The 20,550-nt window shown below is 67.5% G+C and carries 4 protein-coding genes; all 4 read right to left on the bottom strand.

Translation table 11 applies throughout. The features are described 5' to 3' along the window. Positions 1-151 precede the first annotated feature (151 nt). Positions 152-2,161 (bottom strand): Fe(3+)-hydroxamate ABC transporter permease FhuB, encoded by a 2,010-nt coding sequence (fhuB, locus tag PCA20602_RS14335; RefSeq protein WP_150721804.1) that lies wholly within the window; start codon positions 2,159-2,161, stop codon positions 152-154. Next, positions 2,154-3,074, bottom strand: coding sequence for an ABC transporter substrate-binding protein (locus PCA20602_RS14330; RefSeq protein WP_150721803.1), 921 nt, complete (start codon positions 3,072-3,074; stop codon positions 2,154-2,156). The genes fhuB and PCA20602_RS14330 overlap by 8 nt, the downstream gene beginning before the upstream one ends. Before the next feature lie 63 nt (positions 3,075-3,137). Further along, the gene (locus tag PCA20602_RS14325; protein ID WP_150721802.1) at positions 3,138-6,749 is read right to left on the bottom strand and encodes a penicillin acylase family protein; all 3,612 of its coding nucleotides are present in this window, start codon (positions 6,747-6,749) and stop codon (positions 3,138-3,140) included. Next, positions 6,746-20,491, bottom strand: a complete 13,746-nt coding sequence (locus PCA20602_RS14320) for a non-ribosomal peptide synthetase (protein ID WP_174981131.1) — start codon at positions 20,489-20,491, stop codon at positions 6,746-6,748. Before PCA20602_RS14320 ends, PCA20602_RS14325 begins: the two co-directional genes overlap by 4 nt. Positions 20,492-20,550 lie beyond the last annotated feature (59 nt).

The following is a 20,550-nucleotide window of genomic DNA, read 5'->3' as shown; positions in this document are numbered from 1 at the left end:
GCGGCATGCGCTGCGTGCGGGTCAGTCCCCGTTCCGACCGCCGCCGAAGGTGTGGCGGCGAATTCTGTGTCTTCCATCATCGTGTCACTCGGTCTTGCTGTGTGTTGTGTCATCGCTGTCGCTCCGGGCCCTCATGTCATGGCAGGTCAAGTCAGGTCCGATCGCGCCAGATCAGCATCAGGAAATACGGGCCGCCGACGAACGTCGCCAGCAGCCCCGCCGGCATCTGGTCGGGGAATAGCGCATTGCGCCCGATCCAGTCCGCCAGCACCAGCATGGCCGCGCCCACGAAGGCACCGCCGAAAATCTGCGACACCGGGCGTTGCAGGCCCAGCAGTCGTGCGATATGCGGTCCCATCAGGCCGACGAACGAAATCGGGCCGATGATGAGCGTGGCCGCAGCACTGAGCACGGCGGCTGCGAGCAGCAGCCCGAAGCGGGCGCGTCCGACGTTCACGCCGACCGACCGGGCGACGGCTTCGCCCAGCGGCAGGATGTCGAGCGCACGTGCGGCGAAGAGCACCAGCGGCAACAGCACCACCGCGATCATCAACGCCACGCTCGCCTGCGTCACCCCGACCCCGTACGTCGACCCCGCCATCCACGCCAGCAGCATCGCCATGCGCGGGTCGCCGCTGGCCATCATCAGTGACGCGAGGCCGCTGAACACGGTGCTGATACCGATGCCGGTGAGAATCAGGCGCTCCGGCGAGAAGCCGCTCCGGCGCGCGAGCAGGAACATCGCACCGAGCGCGAGAAACGACCCGGCCGACGCGGCCGCAAGCTGCATGGTCTGCGACGGCGAATTCACCGCGAACAGCAGCACGATCAATCCGAGCGACGCGCCCGACGAGATCCCCAGCACTTCCGGACTCGCCATCGGATTGGCCGTCAGACGCTGAATCAGAATGCCCGCGACCGAGAGCATGGCCCCCGCCGCCAGCGCACCGACCACACGCGGCACCCGCAGCGACGTCAATTGGCCGAGCGATGCAAACGTATCCACCCGCCATCCCGACAACCCTTGCGAGACGAGCACGGCGGCCACCGTCATGGCGACGAGCACGACGAGCGCGCCGATGACCACGACCCAGAGATTGCGCGGCTCGCGCTGCACGACCGGCCCTTCGGGTCGATGCACATGCGCGCTGTCGTGCAATTGCGGCAGCAGCCACAGCAACAGGGGCGCCCCGAGCAGCGCTGTCGCGATCCCCGTGGGAATCTCCGGAATCCACTGACCGAGCCACTGCACCAGTTGATCCGCCAGCCACAGCAGCAATGCGCCAATGATCGCGCCCCAGGTCAGGCGCCGGCCGAGCGTACGCGCGCCGGCCAGACGCGCCAGTGCAGGCCCGGCCAGTCCCACGAACCCGATCACGCCCAATGCGCTGACGATCCATGCGCACAGCAATGTGCCGACGAAAAGCGCGCATAGACGCAACCCGCGCAGCGATACCCCGAGGGCACGCGAGGCCTCGTCCCCCACGGACATGACCGAGAGCGGGCGCACCAGCAACGCCGTCGCTACCGCACCGAGCGCAATGCGTGGCAGCAACTGCTGCGCGATCGTCCAGCTATTCTGGTTGAGCGCGCCGGATTGCCAGACGAACACACCGAGCAATCCTTCGTGGAAGAACAACGACAGCACCGAGCCGATGGACCCCGCGCAAAGCGTGACGACCAGCCCGCACAGAATCAGCACCAACGGCGAGAGCGAGTGCGCCCACGCGATGACGAACACCAACGTGAATGCGGCGACGGCACCGCCGAGCGCGACGGCGTCGCGATGCTCGATGAGCAGCGACGGCATCCACAGTGTCGTGAGCGTCATCGCCAGATTGGCCCCGGCAGCCACGCCCAGCGTCGTCGGCTCGGCGAGTGGATTGCGCAGGACATGCTGAAACAGCCCGCCCGCGAGCGACAACGCCACGCCCGCCAGCAGCGAGACCGCCAGACGCGGTGCAAACGAATACTCGATCACCACGCGCTTCATGTCGTCGGGATCGGCGGCGGGCAGCAAACCGCGCCAGCCCGTGGCGGGCAGCGCATTGTGCAGATTCAGCCACGTGAGTCCGAGCGCCAGCACGAACAGGAGGAGAACGAACGACAGCGGCGACGTCTCGCGCGGCGGCATCGGCGTCGGAATGACCGCGCTAGACATGGCGAAAATCCTCACGGCGAACGAGTCCGTCGAGCCCGCTCAGCAGCGTCATGGCAGAAGGATACGAATTGAAAAGATCGATGAGCGGAATCCGGTAGACACGCCCCGCACGGACGGAAGCGAGCCGGTTCCAGAATGGGCTGACGGCGAGCTGACGCAGCGCGGCCGTCGTCGACGCACCGAAGTCGACGACCACGATGTCGGCATCCGGCGCTTCGGCCAGCAATTCCACGCCGCCGACGCTGAATCCATACTCATTAGTGCTGCGCGTCCAGGCATTGCGAAGCCCCACACGCGTCATGACGTCCCACATGATGCTGTTGCGGCCATACGCGACCATGGAGCGTCCGCCGTCGTTGAGCGTGACGAGATAGGTCTGACGTTGCGGGGGACGGCCGCTTTGCGCGAGCGTGTGGGCGACCTCAGCCATGCGCGCTTCGACCTGCCCGATATACGCGGCGGCCTGCGCTTCACGACCGGTCAGGCGCGCCAGCGTGCGCAGACCATCGGCCGCCCGGTCGAGCGCGCCGATCTGGCCGGTGAAGATGTCCAGATGGGTGACCGGGGCGACCACGCTCATGCGCTCGCGGGCGATTTGCGGCGTGGTGACGGTCACGCACCAGTTGATGCCCAGCTCGATCATCAGTTCGAGATTCGGCTCGATGGGGTCGCCGCTGTTGACGATATTCATGCCCGGCGGCATGCGAGGCTCGGCGCCCATCGAGTCGTAGAAAGCGCGATCGGCACCGGCAATGGGTTCGACGCCGAGGGCGAGCAGCGACGACACCGCGCCGCGATCGGGCGCAAGAATGCGCAGCGCGGACCCCGTCGGCGGGCGTCCGGCTGCCTGGACCAGAGAACCGGCCCCCGCCAGCATGGCGGCGGCACCGGCACAAAAACTACGACGTTTCATGCAACTTTCCGAGGGTTCTCGCCCGCGCGTCGCCGGTGTCGGCGCACGCGAGCGGTAAGGTCGTCAGGGAGATCGGCGCGACACCGCCAGCGCCGGCGCATCGCCCTTTTGCCACATCGCGAGCCAGCGCTCACGTTGTTGCGCGGTAGCTTGCGGCGCGAGCGCCAGAGAGACGACCGGCGCACCAAAGCTGTCGAACCACGTGATGTCTTCCGACTTACGGTTCGCTTCGTCCTGCGCACTGATGTCGGCGCACTGCGCGGCGATACCGGATGCCCGCACATGCAGGGTGAAGTGGCGGATCTGCACGCTGAGCCATCCGCCGCCGATATTCTCGATCTTCTCGATGCGCCCGTCCTGCGCCAGCGATGCTGCGCCGTTGTTCACGCCAAGGCGCACCGGCCAGCCGTTCGTTCGGGCGGCGTCCAATGCGTCGGCCAGCGCCATGCGGGCACGGCGGCCGTCATCGCTAGCCAGCGCACAGCGGCCTTGCGTTACCGGCACCTGCGCAGCCACGGGCTTGGGCGTCGCCCCCTTTATCGAAGCGATGTCCTGCGGGCCCGCGCGATAAGACGCGACAAATGCATCGTAGTCCATCACGTGCGCCGCCGGTTTCGAGTCCAGGACCGTCATCTTAGCGATATTCCGACCCTGTGCGTCGAAGAACTGCAACTGGCGGTACGGTTCGCGCTTCGGGCCGTAGTACCGTGTGACCGCATACGCGGACTGCCAGCGCGAGACGTCCAGTGTCATTCCCAGCGCCGACGTCGCGTGGCCGTTCGCATCGAAGAGCGGTTTGGACGACCGCACGATTTTTTCGCCGATACCCTGCTCCGTTCGCACCATCACTTCTAGACCTCCCAACCGGTGAAGGTTGGCAAGCATCGCGGGGAAGTCCTCGCGCCCCATGCGCAGCGGCACGATCAGGCTGCCCTGCTCCGTTGCCACGAGCGCCGCCTCGGACGTCCCCAGCAGTTCGCTGGCTTCGCGTGCCGGGACGCCTTGCGACGCCAACGCCTGCCACCGTGCCGGGAGCGTCGCCGAAGCGCCGACATCGGACAGCACGAACGGCGTCGCCTGTGCACTGTCGAGCCATGCGCCGCCACTATCCGGCTTCGCTGACGTTGCCGAGGTGACGGCATCGAGCGGACGCGCCACCCATGCCTGCTTGCTGTAGCGCAGCGTGCCGTCGGCAAAATGCGGCGACGCCGGATCGTCGGCCTGCGAACCGGCCATGAGCGTACGTGCGTCGACGGGGCCGCCGTTCGCCCCGAACGTCACGATCTGCATGTAGCTGTTCGAGAACGCGTGGGCGTCGATCTTCAATGCGCCGTCCTCGATGCGGGCGTCGCTATTGCAACCCGAGGTGAAGTAGCCTTCGTCGTCGCATCCGCCGAACCACGGGATTCTGACGCCATTGCGCGTGGCGTACATGGCCGAGCCTGTTTCGACGTCCGGCGTAAATCCACCTTCACGCAGGCGCAGCACGGCGACACCGAGCCCATTGGCGAGCGTCTTGCCGTCGAGCTTCAGCGTCGCAGGCGTGTCCAGCGGACGTTGCGGATCGAACGGCACGGCAAACCGCTTGTCTTCCGGTACCGCTTTGATCTGTGCCCACCAGGCGTTCCACAGCACCGCCCCCTGCGCGAAGGGTCCGCCCTTGTCGTCCCATTTCTTCAACACCGCGCATGCCGGTGCAATGTCGACGTCGCGCGGCGCTGCCGTCTTGCCCGGCTGATCACCCTGCGGGTCGCCGGACGGCTCCACCGTCACGATCTGCCGACGCCCGTCGGCACGACAGGCGCTCGCCAGCGCCTGCGACTTGAACAGCAATGCGGACATCGCTCTGGCATCGAGCGCCGCGCGCGCGACTGTGTCGACGCTCGCGCCCGGCGCACCGAGGCCGTCGCTGCCCCGCATGCGCTGCTCAGCAATGCGAAAGCCCAGACGCGGACGCAACCCCATCTCCGTGCGCTCCTGCCCCGTGACCGCGGCGAAGCCGGTGAGCGGTTGCGCCGGATTGACGATCCAGTGCGTGTTGTTCATGTTCGCAACGTAATCGTTGCGAAACATCTGCGGCATGGCATCGGCGGGCAACGCGCCGGCCTGTGCCGCGCCGGGACTGGTTTGCCAGTCGCACGTCGAGCGCGAGCCGTCGAGGAAAGGCACGCCCGGCACCTGCGAGGCGAGCGCCTTGCCCAGTGGCGGCGTGCATCGGGCGGCCAGAGAGTCCGGCACGTTGGGCATGGCGCCCACGTCGCCGAACCACACGCGCGGATCGTCGCGACCGATCGCGACCGTGTTCACCCAGGGGGTTGCCGCCTCGCGGCGCGCGATGCCGACGAATTCGTCCAGTGACGATGCGCGGCCCCACGCGAGGAAGTTCGCAAAGACCCGGTAGTTCTCAGCGTTGATGTCGCGGATCACGAACGCCAGCCCCGGATTGCCCGGTGCCGTGGCACGCCATTGCAACGCGGGCGAAAGCGACGCGAGATTCACGACCGGCCCCAGCGCCGTGCGATACAACGTGCGGGTATGCGGGCGCACCGTGCCGTCGCTCTCGCGCACGGGCACCGTGACGACAACGGGTGTCATGGCCACCGGCTTGCCGTCGACCCGATACGTGGTATCGCTATCGGGGGCGAGGGATAACTGAAACAGACCGAACCGGCGCGCCGCCGACACGGTATGCGTCCACGCGACATTGTGGTTGAAGCCGATCATGACGACCGGCACGCCGAGGAACGACACGCCGCTGACGTCGAGCTGGCCGGGCAACGTCAGGCGCATCTGATAGAAGCGGTCAGGTCCTTCGAGAAACCAGTGCGGATTGCCGAGCAACACCGACGCGCCACCTTGACCGGAAGTCCCGCGAGCGCTGCCTTGCGCACCGAACGCCAGTGCGTTGCTGCCGATGCCCCGCCCACCGCCCACGTCGAATGCGCCGGGGCGCAACGCAAGCTTGTCTGTCGACGCCGCACCGTCTTGCGCTTGGGGCGAAGCGGGCGCGTTGCCGGGCGGCTTGGCGCTCACGACACGTCCGGCGAAGCGAGCCATGCCTCCGGCAAGGTTCGCTGCGAAAAGCCGTCGATAGACATCCTCCGGCGAGATCGTCGTCACCCACGGTGTGTTGCGGCACGCGGCATGCGCCGGGCCGACACCGCTCGCCCCGCCGCGTTGCCAGTCGTTCAGGTAGCGGTTGTAACCGGCAGCGAACCCGTCGACCAGCGCACGAAACTGCGGCGTCTGGGCGTCACGATAGGCTTGCAGCCGAGCGTCGTCAGCGACGAAGCGGAAGAAAAAGTCGGAATCGAGATTGTCGAGTTCGCCAAGCGTGCTGGCCGTCGGCTGCTGGCCCTGCGCGCCGAAGTAGCGCGAGCGCTCACCACGGTACGTGACAAACGCCTGCGCCATGGTGCACAGATCGTCCTGCGCCTGCACGTACGCGGCGCCCCAGCCGAGGCTGCCCCAGTCGTTGGCGACCACATGCGGCACGCCGTCGGCGGTCCGTTCGATCCGGGCGCGATAGGACTGCGCGCTGCCCTCGCTGGCGCTGCCGGGCGAGTGCGACGTATCCGTCGCACAAGCGCCGAGTATCGCCAGACACAAGGCGCCGGACACTGAAAGGGTGAGGAATTTACGAGGGTTCACGGTACGTGAAATACGAAGTGTCATGAGTCGTCACCCTGCCGGGTGTCTTCGGCACCGGCGATATCATCCGGTTCGCGCAGCGCGCTCAGAGCACGATGCAGCGCCGCCATGAAATCCGGATGACGCACGATGCCGGTGTGATCCGTGTCGAAGCTCTCGACCACGACACTGCCCGCATGCGCACGCCACGCCCGGGTCGCGGCAATCGCATCGAGCGCCACGGTCGTGTCGCCGTCGCGACGGGCCAGCCACAGGTGCATCGATACCGGCAACAGGTCCGCGTCGCCCGCGTTGGACGACACGGCGTCGAAGTGCTTGCCGATGCGCAGCGCCGTCGCCAGCCACTGACGCCCGTCGTCGCCCTCGGGGATCTCCCCTTGCCAGCGCCCGGCACCGGCCCGCATCGCGGCTTGCAGAAGGTCGATTTCCGCGTCGGAGACGGCCATCGCCTGCGCAATATCCGGCGCGCCGTCGCGGGTTCCGTCATCCGATGCGGCACGCTCGGGCGCGGCACCATCCACGCTGCCGAGGAAGTCGACGACGTCGCCGTCTGCCACGAGCACCCCGGCGACATGACGGGCCATTGCCGCGCCGCTCGACCAGCCCAGCAAACGATAAGGCCCTCGCGGCTGAACACGACGGATCGCCGCCGCATAGTCGCGAGCCATCGCGTCAAGCGACGTCGGCGCCCAGTCAGCATCCGTGTACATCGGCGATTGCACGCCATGAACCCGCGCCACACCCTCCAACGCACTCGCCAGTGCACGGTACTCGCCAACAAGACCGTAGCCGGGATGGATCGCAAACAGTTGCCGTGCCGCCGTGGCCCCGCCAAGCGTGACGATGTTGGCCGGACGCCCCTGCGACGCCTCGTCCAGCCATGTCGCCAGACCGGCCACCGTCGGATGCGAGAACAGGCCTTCCAGCGAGAAATGCGTCACGCCGCTGCGCTGGGCACGCGCCGCCACCCTGAGCGCCGCGAGCGAATCACCGCCGATGGCAAAGAAATTGTCATGACGGCCGAAGCCGTCGCGACCCAGCGTGTCGCGCCAGATGTCGAACAGCAGCGCTTCGGTCGGTGTCGCAGGCCCCTGCGCGGCATCTCCCGGCGTCGGCGCGGACGGCTCGGGCAACGCCGCACGGTTGAGCTTGCCATTGGGCATGAGCGGCAGCGCATCGAGGTGCACGAAGGCGCCCGGGATCATGAACGCGGGCAATCGCGTCTGTAACGCATCGCGAAGGTAGCTGGGGTCGATCAGCGTTGCGTCGCCCGTGACGTAACCGACGAGTTGTCGGTCGTCGCCCTGCCCGCGCAGCTCCGCCACCGCCTCACGCACACCGGGAACGCTTCGCAACGCCGATTCGACTTCACCCAGCTCGATACGGAAGCCGCGCAGCTTGACCTGCTGGTCCATCCGACCGAGGAAGTCGATGGTGCCGTCCGGGCGCTTGCGGCAAAGGTCGCCGGATCGATACATGCGACCGCCGTCATTGCGGTGCGGATCGGGCACGAACTTCTCCGCCGTCAGGGCTGCGCGGCCAAGGTAGCCGCGCGCCAGCGTTTCGCCGCCGATGCACAGCTCGCCAAGCGCCCCGACCGGCAAGACATTGCCCGCGTCGTCACACACATAGACGTCGCGCGACGGATATGGCCCGCCGATGGACACGATGGGCTGGGCGCAATCGGCGTCCTGCGTCGGACGATACATGCAGGCGACGGTGGTCTCCGTCGGCCCATAGAGATTGTCCAGACGAATGTGAGCGAGCGGCCCGCTGCGCCATTGCCGCAAGGCGTCGCCGGGCAAGCCTTCGCCGCCGACCGTGATCTGCCGCAGCGCGAGCGACGCCGGTTGCGGCGGCTCGTGCAGCCATTGTTGCCAGTACGCGGTCGGAATCCGTGCAAACGTCACCTGCTCCGCGACCAGTTGACGGTTGGTCGTCGCCAGATCCCACGCCTTCGCGCCCCGCATTTCGATGCTGCCGCCCTGCATGAGCGAAGGCAGCATTTCGTGCAGCGCCACGTCGAAGTTGATCGTCGACGACTGCAATTGCCGATCGGACGCCGAGATGCCATACGTCGCGATGAAGTCGTTCAGATGCAGCGCGAGACTACGGTGGCTCACCGCGACGCCCTTCGGGCGGCCCGTCGAACCGGAGGTGTAGATGACGTAGGCGAGTTGATCGCCATGAACATCAGCGTCGTCAGGCGCGTCGCCGCTTGCCGTGGAGGCTTGCCCATCAGCCGCAGGGCGAAGCATGTCGATGTCGATGGCCTCGCGTTGCGCGAACAATCCCGTCAGCGCCTCACACGTCGTGGCGTCGGTCAGCAGACGCGTCACGCCGGCATCTTCCATCATGTAGGCCAGACGATCGGCCGGATACTCGGGATCGAGCGGCACGAACGCCGCACCGGCACGCAACACGCCGATCAGTGCGGGGACCAGTGCCACCGAGCGGCGCAGACAGAGTCCCACCCGCTCCTCCGGCCGCACCCCCGACACCCTGAGCGCCGCCGCGACGCGCCCGGACCATGCGTCGAGATCCGCGTACGTGAGATGTTCGCCTTCGCAGTGCACGGCGCGCTGGGCGGCATGCGCCCGGGCCGATTCGATCAACGTCTGTGCGACCGGCCGCCATGGCTTGTCCGTCACGCTGCCACTGCCTGGTGCCGCATTGACATCCGCCGGGGCGTCGACGAGGCGAACGTCCCCAAGCGCCACGTCGGGCGGTGCGGCCATCGCTTCATCGCGTACCAGACGATCGATCACCTGGCGGTAGCGGGCGAGCATCGCTTCGATGGCATCGCGCTCGAAGATATCGCAGGCGTACGTCAGCGACAGCCCGAACGCGTCGTCGTCGAACACGTTGAGTACGAGGTCGAACCGCGCGGTGGCGGCCTCGCTGGCCAACAATCCGAACTGCACGCCCGGGAGTGCCGTCGGCTTGTCCGGCCGCACGCCGTAGTTGAACATCACCTGGAACAGCGGCGTGTGGCTCAGGCTGCGCGGCACCTTCAACGCATCGACGACGCGGGCGAACGGCACATCCTGATTCGCCTGGGCTTCGATCATGCGCTCGCGGGTGTGCGCCAGCAGATCGCCGAGCGTCTGCAAACCATCAAACTCCACGCGGATGACAAGCGTATTGACGAAGAAGCCGACGAGATCGTCTGTGGCCGGATGCACACGACCGGCCACCGGCACGCCAACGCGAACGTCCTTCTGCGCGGCATATCGCGACAGCGTGAGTTGCCAGGCGCTGAGCAGGACGGTGAACGGCGTCGTGCCGTAACGACGGGCAAGTGCGCGCACGCCATGGCTGATGGCGTCGGGCAGCTCGGCGGTAATCCGCGCACCGAGATCCGCGCGCAGCCCCGCGCGTTTTCGTGCGACGGGCAATTCCAGCACCGGATGCTCGTCGCCGAGTCGGGCGTGCCAGTAGGCCAGTTGCGACGCTTCACGCGTCTCGTCGAGCCATTCGCGGTGCCATTCGGCGAAGTCTCCGTAATCGGCCTGTAGCGGCGCGAACGCCGGGGCGTCGCCCGCCAGCCGTGCCGCGTAAGCCGTTCCGAAATCGTGGGCGAGCACGCCGACCGACCATTCATCGGCCACGATGTGATGCGTCACGAAGTGCAGGACGTGCGACGTCGGGCCGACCCGCAACAGCGTCACGCGCAGGATCGGGCCGTGTGCCAGATCGATCGGCGCAGACGACAACGAACGCAGACGTGCCTGCAAGACTGCGCCCTTGTCGTCGCCTTCCCTATCCTCGACATCCTCGACCGACCAACCGAACGCGTCGGGGGCGTCGATCATCTGCCACGGCGTGTCGTCGATGGACGCAAAGCGGCTATGCAGCACCTCGTGCCGGGCCACGACATCGGCCACCGCGAGCTGCAATGCTTGCGGATCGAGTTGTCCGTCGAGGCGGAATGCGCCCGTCATGTGATACGCGGCGCTCCTCGGGTCCATCTGCCAGAGGAACCAGAGGCGCGCCTGACCGTGCGTGAGCCGTGCACGACGCGCGTCCTCACGCCGGGGAATCGGTGCGATAACGCTGGCGTGCTGCGGCGCGGTCGACACCATGCACTGCGCGAGCGTCGAGAGCGTGGCAGCGGCGAACACGTCGCGCAAGGCGAGCGCCTTGCCGTGCTTCGTCGCCAACTGCGAGACGATCTGCATCGCCTGCAACGAATGCCCGCCCAGTGCGAAGAAATTGTCGTCCCGGCTGACGGACTCGACGCCCAGCACGTCACGCCAGACCTCGGCGAGCGTCGCTTCGTCTCCCGCTTCAGGTGCAACGAAGTGTCGCGGGGCGACGTCCGGGGCCGGCAAGGCCTTACGGTCGATCTTGCCGTTGGGCGTGAGCGGCAGCGCGGGCAATACGAGAATGACCGCCGGGACCATGTAGTCGGGCAACTGCGCGGCCAGCTCGCTGCGCAGCGCGTCCGCGTCCGGGGCATCGGCGGGGGTGACCGGGCTGACGTAGCCTACCAGTTGCGTGCCCGATGCCCCATCATGCGCGACCACGACGGCGGCCCCAACGCCCGCCGACGCCGCCAGCCGGGCCTCGATCTCGCCGAGTTCGATCCGGTGTCCGCGAATCTTGACCTGATGATCCGTGCGGCCGAGGAATTCGAGCGTCCCGTCGTGCTTCCACCGGGCCAGATCGCCCGTGCGGTACAGGCGCTGACCTTGCGACGAGAACGGATCGGGGACGAAGCGCTCGGCGCTCAGATCGGCACGTCCGAAGTAACCGCGCGCCAGACCGCTGCCCCCGAGGTACAACTCCCCGGCCACGCCCGGCGGCACCGGCGCAAGCCGGGTGTCCAGCACGCGGGCCTGCGTGCCCGCGATGACCTGCCCCAGCACCGGCTTGCCGACAACGCGCCCCAACATCGACCAGATCGTCGTCTCGGTCGGCCCGTACAGGTTCCAGAGTTCACAGCCGCGCGCGCGCAGCGCTTCGGCCAGATCCGGCGGCAGCGCTTCACCGCCGCACAGTGCCCGCAACGCCGGCCACGGTTGCCCGGACGCCAGCAGCATGCGCCACGTGGCGGGTGTCGATTGCAGTACGGTCGCCTCGCTCGTGCGCAGCAATTCCGCCAGCGCGAAGCCGTCGCGTGCCGTGTCTCGTGACGCCACGATCACCTGCGCGCCCAGCGTGAGCGGCAGGAAGAGTTCCAGCGCGGCAATGTCGAACGACAACGACGTGACGGCAACCCATCGATCGCTCGCCGTCAGTCCCGGACGCCGGGCGAGCCCCGAAAGGAAGTTCGACAGGCCGCCGTGGCGCACCATCACGCCCTTGGGCTTGCCGGTCGAGCCGGAGGTGTAGATCACGTAAGCCAGGTGTTCCGGGCCGACGGGCACGTTCGGTGCCTCGTCCAGGCCGTCGGGATCGCGCCCCGAGACCCCGACGTCGAAACGATCCAGCAGCAGACACGTCGAGCCGGCCGGCAACGGTAACGTCGCCTGAAGCGACGATTGCGTGATGAGGCGCGTCACGCCGCTGTGTTCCAGCATGTATTGCAGACGCTGTGCCGGATACGCCGGGTCGAGCGGCACGTAGCAACCGCCCGCCTTGAGCACGCCGAGCAGCGCCACGAGCATGCCTGCGCCTCGCTCCAGTGCGATGGCCACGGGCACGTCCGCACCGACACCTTGCGCAATCAGCGCGTGCGCCAATCGATTGCTGCGGCGCTCCAGTTCGGCGTAGGTCAGGCAATCGTCATCGGCGCGCACGGCCATCGCGTCGGGGGTCAGTCGCGCCTGCGCGGTCACACGGACGTGCACCCGCGCGTCAGCCGAAAATTCTTCCGTCGCAACGCCCCAGGCGTCGAGTTGTGCTGCGGCGTGCGCATCGACGAGAGGAATGTCGTCGATGATCGCGTCGTCCGAGGCGCACAGCGCCGTCAGCAGCGCCTCATACTGGCGCGACAGACGCGCCATCGTCGAGGCTTCGAACAATTCGCGTGCATAGGTGAAGCTCCCGGCAATCGCACCGTCTGAAGCTTCGCCGACGTTGAGCGTCAGTTCGAACTGCGCAGCCTCGCCGCCGGTATCGAAATGACGCGTCGCGAGCCCCGGCAGATCGCGCAGCACGCGGTAATCCTCGCGCTGATGATTGAACATGACCTGGAAGAGCGGCGTGTGGCTCACGCTGCGTGTCGGGGACAACGCATCGACAAGGGTGTCGAACGGCAACGTCTGATGATCCATCGCCGCTTGCGTGCGCTCGGCGACGCTACGCACCAGCGCCGCCGCGCCCAGACGCTCGGGGAAGTCAGCACGCATGACGAGCGTATTGATGAACACGCCGATCAGGTTGCCGAGTTCGGGATGGTCGCGGCCCGATACGGGCACGCCAACGCGAATTTCACGCTGCATGCACCATCGATGCAGCAATGCCTGGAAGGCCGAAAGCAGCACGACATAGGGCGTCACGCCGTGGCGACGAGCCGCGTTGCGCACCGACGCGACTGTCGCGTCGTCCAGCTTGAACGGGTGACGGCCCGCCTTGTACACCCCGACGGGATGACGCGGATGATCGTGCGGCAGATCGAGCACGGGATGCGCATCAGCGCCTTCGCCAAGCAGCGAACGCCAATACGAGAGTTGCCTGTCACGCTCCGCACCGTCGAACGTCTCGCGCTGCCATGCGGCGTAGTCGCCGTATTGAATCGGCAGTTCGGCGCGTGTCGGGACAGACGCTGCGCCCGCCGCGCCGACCTGCGCCGTGTAGGCCGCGACGAACTCGTCGAGCAGCACGCCCACGGACCAGCCGTCGGCGACGATGTGATGCATGGCGATGAGCAGTACATGGTCCGGCTGTGCCTGCATCCCCTGCCCGCCCAGCCGCATCACGCCGACACGCAGCAGCGGTCCGCGCTGCAAATCGAACGGCGCATCGGCGAACGCCTGCGCACGGGCGGGCGCCTCGTCGGCGGACACATCGAATGCCTGCCAGTCGAACTCCGGCGCGTCGTGCACGACCTGCACCGCCTCGGTCTCACCCACCGGAATCTCGAAGGTCGTGCGAAGCACTTCGTGCCGCGCCACGATCCGTGCGAACGCGTGACGCACGGCTTGCTCGTTCAGCGCGCCGCGCAAGCCGATGCCGCCCGCCACGTGGTAAGCGCTGCTCTCCGGTTGCAGATGCCACAGGAACCACAGTCGGCGTTGCGCATGCGACATGGGCAATGCCTGACGCGAACGAAGGCTTCGGGGAATCGGCGCCGTCATCGGCCCGCTCGCCTGCATCGAGGCGGCAGCCAGCGCCGCCAGCGACCGATGCACGAACAACTGACGGGGCGTAAGCGAGATGCCTCGTGCGGCAGCCCGCGCGACCACCTTCAGTACCAGAATCGAGTCGCCACCGAGCGAGAAGAAATTGTCGTTGCGCCCGACACGTGCGAGGCCGAGCACGTCCGCCCAAACCTCTGCCAGCGCGATTTCGCGCTCACCGTCAGGCGCTTCGTATTCGCTTTGCCCGAAGGACGGTGCCGGCAGCGCACGGCGGTCGAGCTTGCCGCCCGGCGTCATGGGCAGCGCATCCAGCACGACGATGGCCGACGGCACGAGCGGCGCCGGGAGCGACGCTTCGAGCGCAGCGCGCAACGCGATCGCATCCGGCTGACACGCCGGCTGCCCTGTGACGTAAGCGGCCAGCCGCGTGCCCGCGTCGCTGTCGAACGCACTCACCACGGCTTCGCGCACGCCCGGCTGGGCGAGCAACGCGGCTTCGATTTCACCGAGTTCGACCCGGAAGCCCCGGATCTTGACCTGAAAGTCGACGCGGCCGAGGTATTCCAGCTCGCCATCGGCACGCCAGCGCACCAGATCGCCGGTGCGATAAGCACGGCTGCCCGGCGCCCCGAACGGATCGGGCACGAAGCGCTCCGCCGTCTGCGCGGCCCGGTCCAGATAGCCACGCGCAAGCAGATCGCCACCGATGAGCAACTCACCGACAGCGCCCTGCGGCGCCAGCGTCATGTCAGGCGTGACGACGTACAGTTGACGACCTTCGAGCGCCCGCCCGATCGGCACACTCGCCCCGGCATCGATTTGCGCATCAGAAGCGGTCCATGCAGACGCGGTGACGACCGCCTCCGTAGGACCGTAGGTATTGAGCAAGCGGATATGGCTGAGGTTGGCGTGCTCGCGCCAGCGACGCCACCCTTGCGCCGACATCGCTTCGCCGCCCACATGCAGTTGCCGGACACCGGCCAGCGGTGCTCCCGGCGTCGGCGCACCGTCGAGCGTCTGTGCCAGCACGTTCCAGTACGCCGTGGGCAAGTCGACGACCGTCACGCCCTCGCGTGCGACGTTCGCCACGAATTCGTCCGCGCTCCACAATTGCGGCCCGCGCAGCACCACGGCCGCGCCCACGTGAAGCGCCGGGAAAAGCTGTTCGACGAAGCCGTCGAAGTTCATGGTCGAGAACTGCAACACACGGTCGTCGCAGGTCAGCCCGCACAGCGATGCCCACACGCGCGCATGCGCCGCAAGCCCGCCATGGCTGACCGCCACGCCCTTGGGCTTGCCCGTCGACCCCGACGTGTAGATCACGTAAGCGAGATGCCCCGGCAACAGCGCCACCCGTGGGGCGCCGTCGAGCGCGTCGAAGCCATGCGCCGTGTCATGCGAAGCATCGATATCGACGCGAAGCACGCCGTCAGGCAATGCCACGTGAGCGCTTGCTTCATGACCGAGGACCAGCGTCGCACCGCAGTCGTCGAGCATGTCGGCGAGCCGCTGCGGCGGATAGTCCGGATCGAGCGGCACGTAAGCGCCCCCCGCCTTGAGGACCGCCAGAATCCCGACGATCATGTCGATCGATCGCGACAACGCCACGCCCACACGCGTGTCGGGCGTCACCCCCAGCGCGATCAGACGATGCGCCAGACGGTTCGCTCGCCGCTCGAGCGTGGCGCGCGTGAGCGACACGCCATCGTGACGCAACGCCAGCGCCTCGGGGTCCTGCACAACGTTCGCCTCGAACTGGCAGTGCACCGGCAGGAACGGGGCGGCGGCCTGCGAGGTCCGTCCGTGCGCCAGCAAGTGCGCATGCCCCTGCGGCGTGTGCAGCGTCAGTTCCCCCAGCGGCGAATCCGGCGTCGCGACGAACGCCGTGAGCAGCACCACGAACTGTTCGCACATCCGTGCCATCGTCTCCGGTGCAAACAACTCGCGGGCATAATCGAAGCTTCCGGTGATACCGCCGGACGCCAGTTCGTTCGCACTCAGCGTCAATTCGAACTGCGCCGCACGCTCGCGTGGCAAGTAGCGCTCCACATGCAGCCCATCGAGCGCCTGCACGGGACTGGCGTCATCGCGCTGGTAGTTGAGCAACACCTGGAACAACGGCGTATGCGTCAGGCTGCGCTCCAGCGCCATGGTCTCCACAAGCGCCTCGAACGGCAACGCCTGATGGGCGGCCGCCTCCAGCACCTGCGTGCGGGTCCGGTCCAGCAGTTGCGCCACCGTCTGCGACGCATCGAGCCGTGCGCGCATCACCTGCGTGTTCATGAACAGACCGATGAGCGGCGCGCTCTCGGGTAACTCGCGCCCGGCAATCGGCACGCCCACACGGACGTCGCGCAAACCGCTATGCCGCGAGAGCAGCAGTTGAAATGCCGCCAGCACGATCATGAACGGCGTGGCGCGATGCGCGGCGGCAAGCGCGCGAATCCCGCCCGTCAATGCCGGGGACAGCGAGAACGGCACGGCGGCTTCCGTGTACTGCGCCAACGGTTCGCGCGGATGATCCGACGGCAGCAGCAACACGGGGGCTGCCTCGCCGTCGCCCAGCGTCGCGCGCCACCAGTCGAGTTGCCGCTGCCGCTCGCCGGCCGCCAGCCGGTCACGTTGCCATTGCGCAATGTCCGCGTATTGCAACGACAGCGGCGCAAGCGCTGCGGTTTGTCCGGTGAGCGCCGCTTGATAGCCTGCGACGAATTCGCGCAGCACGATGTCGATGGACCACCCGTCCGCCACGATGTGATGCATCGCGACGAGCAGGATATGGTGACGCGAGGCCCGCGCCGAAGCCCCTTCTTCCGCCCGTTCCTGCACTGACGCCGCGTCGGCGGGCAACGCCAGCAAAGCCACGCGCAACAGCGGTCCGGCGCGCAGGTCGAACGGCGTGTCGTTGAATTCCTGAGCGCGCGCGTGAGCCTCGTCTTCCGATGCGACGTCCACCCACTGCCACGAGAACGGCAGGTCGGCATGCACGATCTGTTGCAGTTCGCCGTCGGTATCGGTATCGACGACGGTATCGCTGAACGTCGTGCGAAGCACTTCGTGGCGGGCGACCATTGCAGCGAAGGCACGCTGCACGGCGTCGACGTCCAGCGCGCCTCTCAGGCGCATCGCGCCGGTGATGTGGTACGCCGAACTCTCCGGCTGCAACGACCAGAGGAACCACTGGCGTTGCTGCGCATGCGACGCTGCGGCACGCAATTCCGCCCCCTCGCGAACGAGGACTTCGGGGCGACCTTGCGGCACGTCGTCTCGCGCGACCGCTTCGGCCAGCGCACGCAGGGTTGCCGCTTCAAACCATTGGCGCGGGGTGGAAGCGACGCCCGCGCGCGCGGCATGCGCCACACCTCGCAGCGTCAGGATCGAGTCGCCGCCAAGCGCGTAGAAGTTGTCGTCGCGACCGACGCGCGCGCCCTCATCCAGGCGCAGCGCCGAACGCCATGCCTCGGCGAGCGTGATTTCCACATCGCCCTGCGGGGCCTCGTAGACGGTGTCGCCATGCTGCGGGACCGGCAGCGCACGCCGGTCGATCTTGCCGTTGGGCGTGAGCGGCATCGCGGGCAGCACGATCACGCGGCCCGGCACCATGTAATCGGGCAGCGTACGGCCGATGGCACGGCGAAGCGCCGCCTCGTCCAGCGATGCGCCCGGCGAAGCCGTCACGTAACCGACGAGACGCGCGCCCCCCGGTCCAGTGTGAGCCGTCACTACCGCTTCGCGCACCCCTTCGTACGCAGAGAGGCCTGCCTCGATTTCACCGAGTTCGATGCGGAAACCACGAATCTTGACCTGCTGGTCGATACGCCCGATGAACTCGATGTCGCCATCGGCTCGGCGTCGCACGAGGTCGCCTGTGCGATATAGACGCGCACCGAGACGCGCACCATCTGCCGCGAACGGATGCGGGACGAAGCGCTCGGCCGTCAGTGAAGCACGCTGCCAGTAGCCTCGCGCCAGCCCTTCGCCGCCCAGATAAAGCTCGCCGGGCACACCGACGGGCGTCTCTTCGAGTCGGGTATCGAGCACCCATGCCTGCGTGGCACGGACGGGGGCGCCGAGCGTGGTCTTTTCACCGTCCACGCGTGCGACGAGCGACCAGATCGTGGTCTCCGTCGGACCGTACATGTTCCAGAGCACCACGCCGTTTGCCAGCAGCGACTGCGCCAGGTCCGGCGGCAGCGCCTCTCCCCCGCAAAGGCCCTTCAGCCCCCGAAGCGCCGCCTGCGTCTCATGCGCCTCAAGGTCGAGCAACATGCGCCAGGTCGCCGGGGTCGCCTGAAGCACCGTGGCCTGTGTTTGCGTCAGCAATCGGGCAAGCGCCGCGCCATCACGCGTGGTGTCCTTGTCGGCAACGATCAGTTGCGCGCCCGTCACGAGCGGCAGATACAGCTCCAGCGCCGCGATGTCGAACGAGAGCGACGTCACTGCGACCCAGCGGTCGTCGGCGCCAAGCCCGGGACGCTCGCCCAGACTCGCAATAAAGCTCGACAGCGCCGCATGGCGCACCATCACGCCCTTCGGTCTCCCCGTCGAGCCCGATGTGTAGATGACATAGGCCAGATGCTCCGGACGCACGTCCACGCTCAACGTCGGCACCACCCGCTGCCCATCGTCGGGCAGCACTTCGAACGTCCGGATGTCTGCGCCAAACCCGAGTCGCGCGGCGACTTCCGCACACGTGACAATGCGCTGCAAACCGGCATCCGCCACGATGTAGGCCAGACGCTCGGCCGGATATTCGGGGTCAAGCGGCACATACGCCGCACCCGAGCGCAGCACGGCAAGCACGGCGACGACCATGTCGACGGAGCGCTCCAGCGCAACGCCGATGCACACGTCGGGACCGGCGCCGTCGTCGATGAGACGCTGCGCCAGCAGGTCCGCGCGGCGCATCAACTCGCCGTACGTCACGCTCGCATCGCCGCAAACGACAGCGACACGCGACGGATCGAGCGCCGCGCGCGACGCTATGCGCACCGGTACGGGATCGAGCCGTGCATCGTGGACGCCGGCCGTCGTCTCGTCGGGCAGGCAATCCGCCGGGAGATGGGCCGACGTGCGCGGCGCGAGCGCGATGGCGCCCGTGGCACGATCCGGCGTGCTCACCAATGCATCGAGCCACGCCACGAAATCCTCGATCAGGGCGTGCGCGAGCGTGCCATCGACGCGCTCCCGATCGTATTCGAGGTCGAGATCCGCACCGAGGCTATGCCAGTCGACCGCCAGCGTCAGATCAAACTGGGGCGTGTCGTTGGACAGCGTGAGCACGTCCACCCGCACGTCGCCGACGCGCAACTGCGGCGCCGCGTCCGACTGGCTGAAGTTGAACATCGTCTGGAAGAGGCTACCGCCATTGCGCCGGGCGGCATCGAGCGCCAGTTCGAACGGCACGTCGAGCCGGTCGAGATTGGCAATGCGCGCCCGATTCACCGCCTCGACGACGGCGCGCAACGTTTGCGCAGGACGGTGATGCGCCCGGTAGACCTGCGTGCCGACGAAGCAGCCGATCAGGTCCGGCGTCCCCGGAACGTGACGGCCGTCGACGGGCACGCCGACCAGGAAATCGCCGTCGCCATGGTAGCGACGCAAGGTCAGTTGCCAAAGTCCGAGCAGCGCCACGAACGGCGTCACGCCCGCTTGCCGACACCACGCACTCAGTGCCGCATGTCGGGAGGCGTCCAGTTCGTGACGCAATACACCGCGCCGCACCCCGGCCTCGCGCACCAGCGGCGCAGGGAGTTGCAACGGACCGTATTCGTCAGCCAGATCCCGTTGCCAGCCGTCGAGCGCCGCCTGCCATCTTCCGCTGACGAGCCCCGCGTGCTGGCGTTGGGCATAGTCGGCGTACTGAATCGCAAGCGAGGGCAGCGTGAGCGCCGGGTCGGCGCCTTGCACCCCCGCGAGATAGGCCTGCGCGAACTCGCGCGCCCACACGTCGTTCGACGCGGCGTCCGAGATCAGGTGATGCATGGTGACGGCCAGCACGTACTGCTGCGCGGGCAAGGCGATCCACGTCACGCGCAGCATGGGCGCGGTGGCCGGATCGAACGGGATTCGGGCGCTCTGCGCCGCCAGCGCGGCCACGCGTGCGTCGATATCGGCGACCGGCAGTTCGCGCCAGTCGAGGCGTGTCATGGCGAACGGCACTTCGGACAGTACCGTTTGCGATGGCTCGCCGTCATGCAGGGAAAAACACGTCCTCAGTACGTCATGCCGGGCAATGACCGTGCGAATCGCCTGCTCGATGGCGTTCGCGTCGATATCGGCGCCTTGCAGACGGAACACGCGGGAGATGTGATAGGCGTCATCATCGGGTGCGAATTGCTGCGCCATCCAGAGACGGCGCTGAGCGAACGACAACGGCACGGCGCCCGGCAAGGCGGTCGACGCTTCGGTGTGCGGCGTTGCCTGCGCGTCGTCGCCACCGGCATCGCCTCTCGTTCCCGACGACGCTTGCATGTCGCTCATCAGCAGTTCCAGCAGCGCGGGGTCGAGATCGTCCATGGCCATTCCAGCATCCTCCGGTGAAACGGCCCGTGCACTTGCCCGGGCCGGAAAAGCAA

The sequence above is a fragment of the Pandoraea capi genome (assembly GCF_902459735.1).
Lineage (GTDB): Bacteria > Pseudomonadota > Gammaproteobacteria > Burkholderiales > Burkholderiaceae > Pandoraea > Pandoraea capi.
The sequence above is the reverse complement of the archived record's forward strand: the minus strand, read 5'-3'. Positions and strand labels throughout refer to the sequence as shown.

What these genes read in the sequence shown, in the direction of transcription:
- PCA20602_RS14330 (WP_150721803.1), bottom strand. Translation starts at nt 3,074, where the DNA reads ATGAAACGTCGTAGTTTTTGTGCCGGTGCCGCCGCCATGCTGGCGGGG.
- PCA20602_RS14320 (WP_174981131.1), bottom strand. Translation starts at nt 20,491, where the DNA reads ATGGACGATCTCGACCCCGCGCTGCTGGAACTGCTGATGAGCGACATG.
- fhuB (WP_150721804.1), bottom strand. Translation starts at nt 2,161, where the DNA reads ATGTCTAGCGCGGTCATTCCGACGCCGATGCCGCCGCGCGAGACGTCG.
- PCA20602_RS14325 (WP_150721802.1), bottom strand. Translation starts at nt 6,749, where the DNA reads ATGACACTTCGTATTTCACGTACCGTGAACCCTCGTAAATTCCTCACC.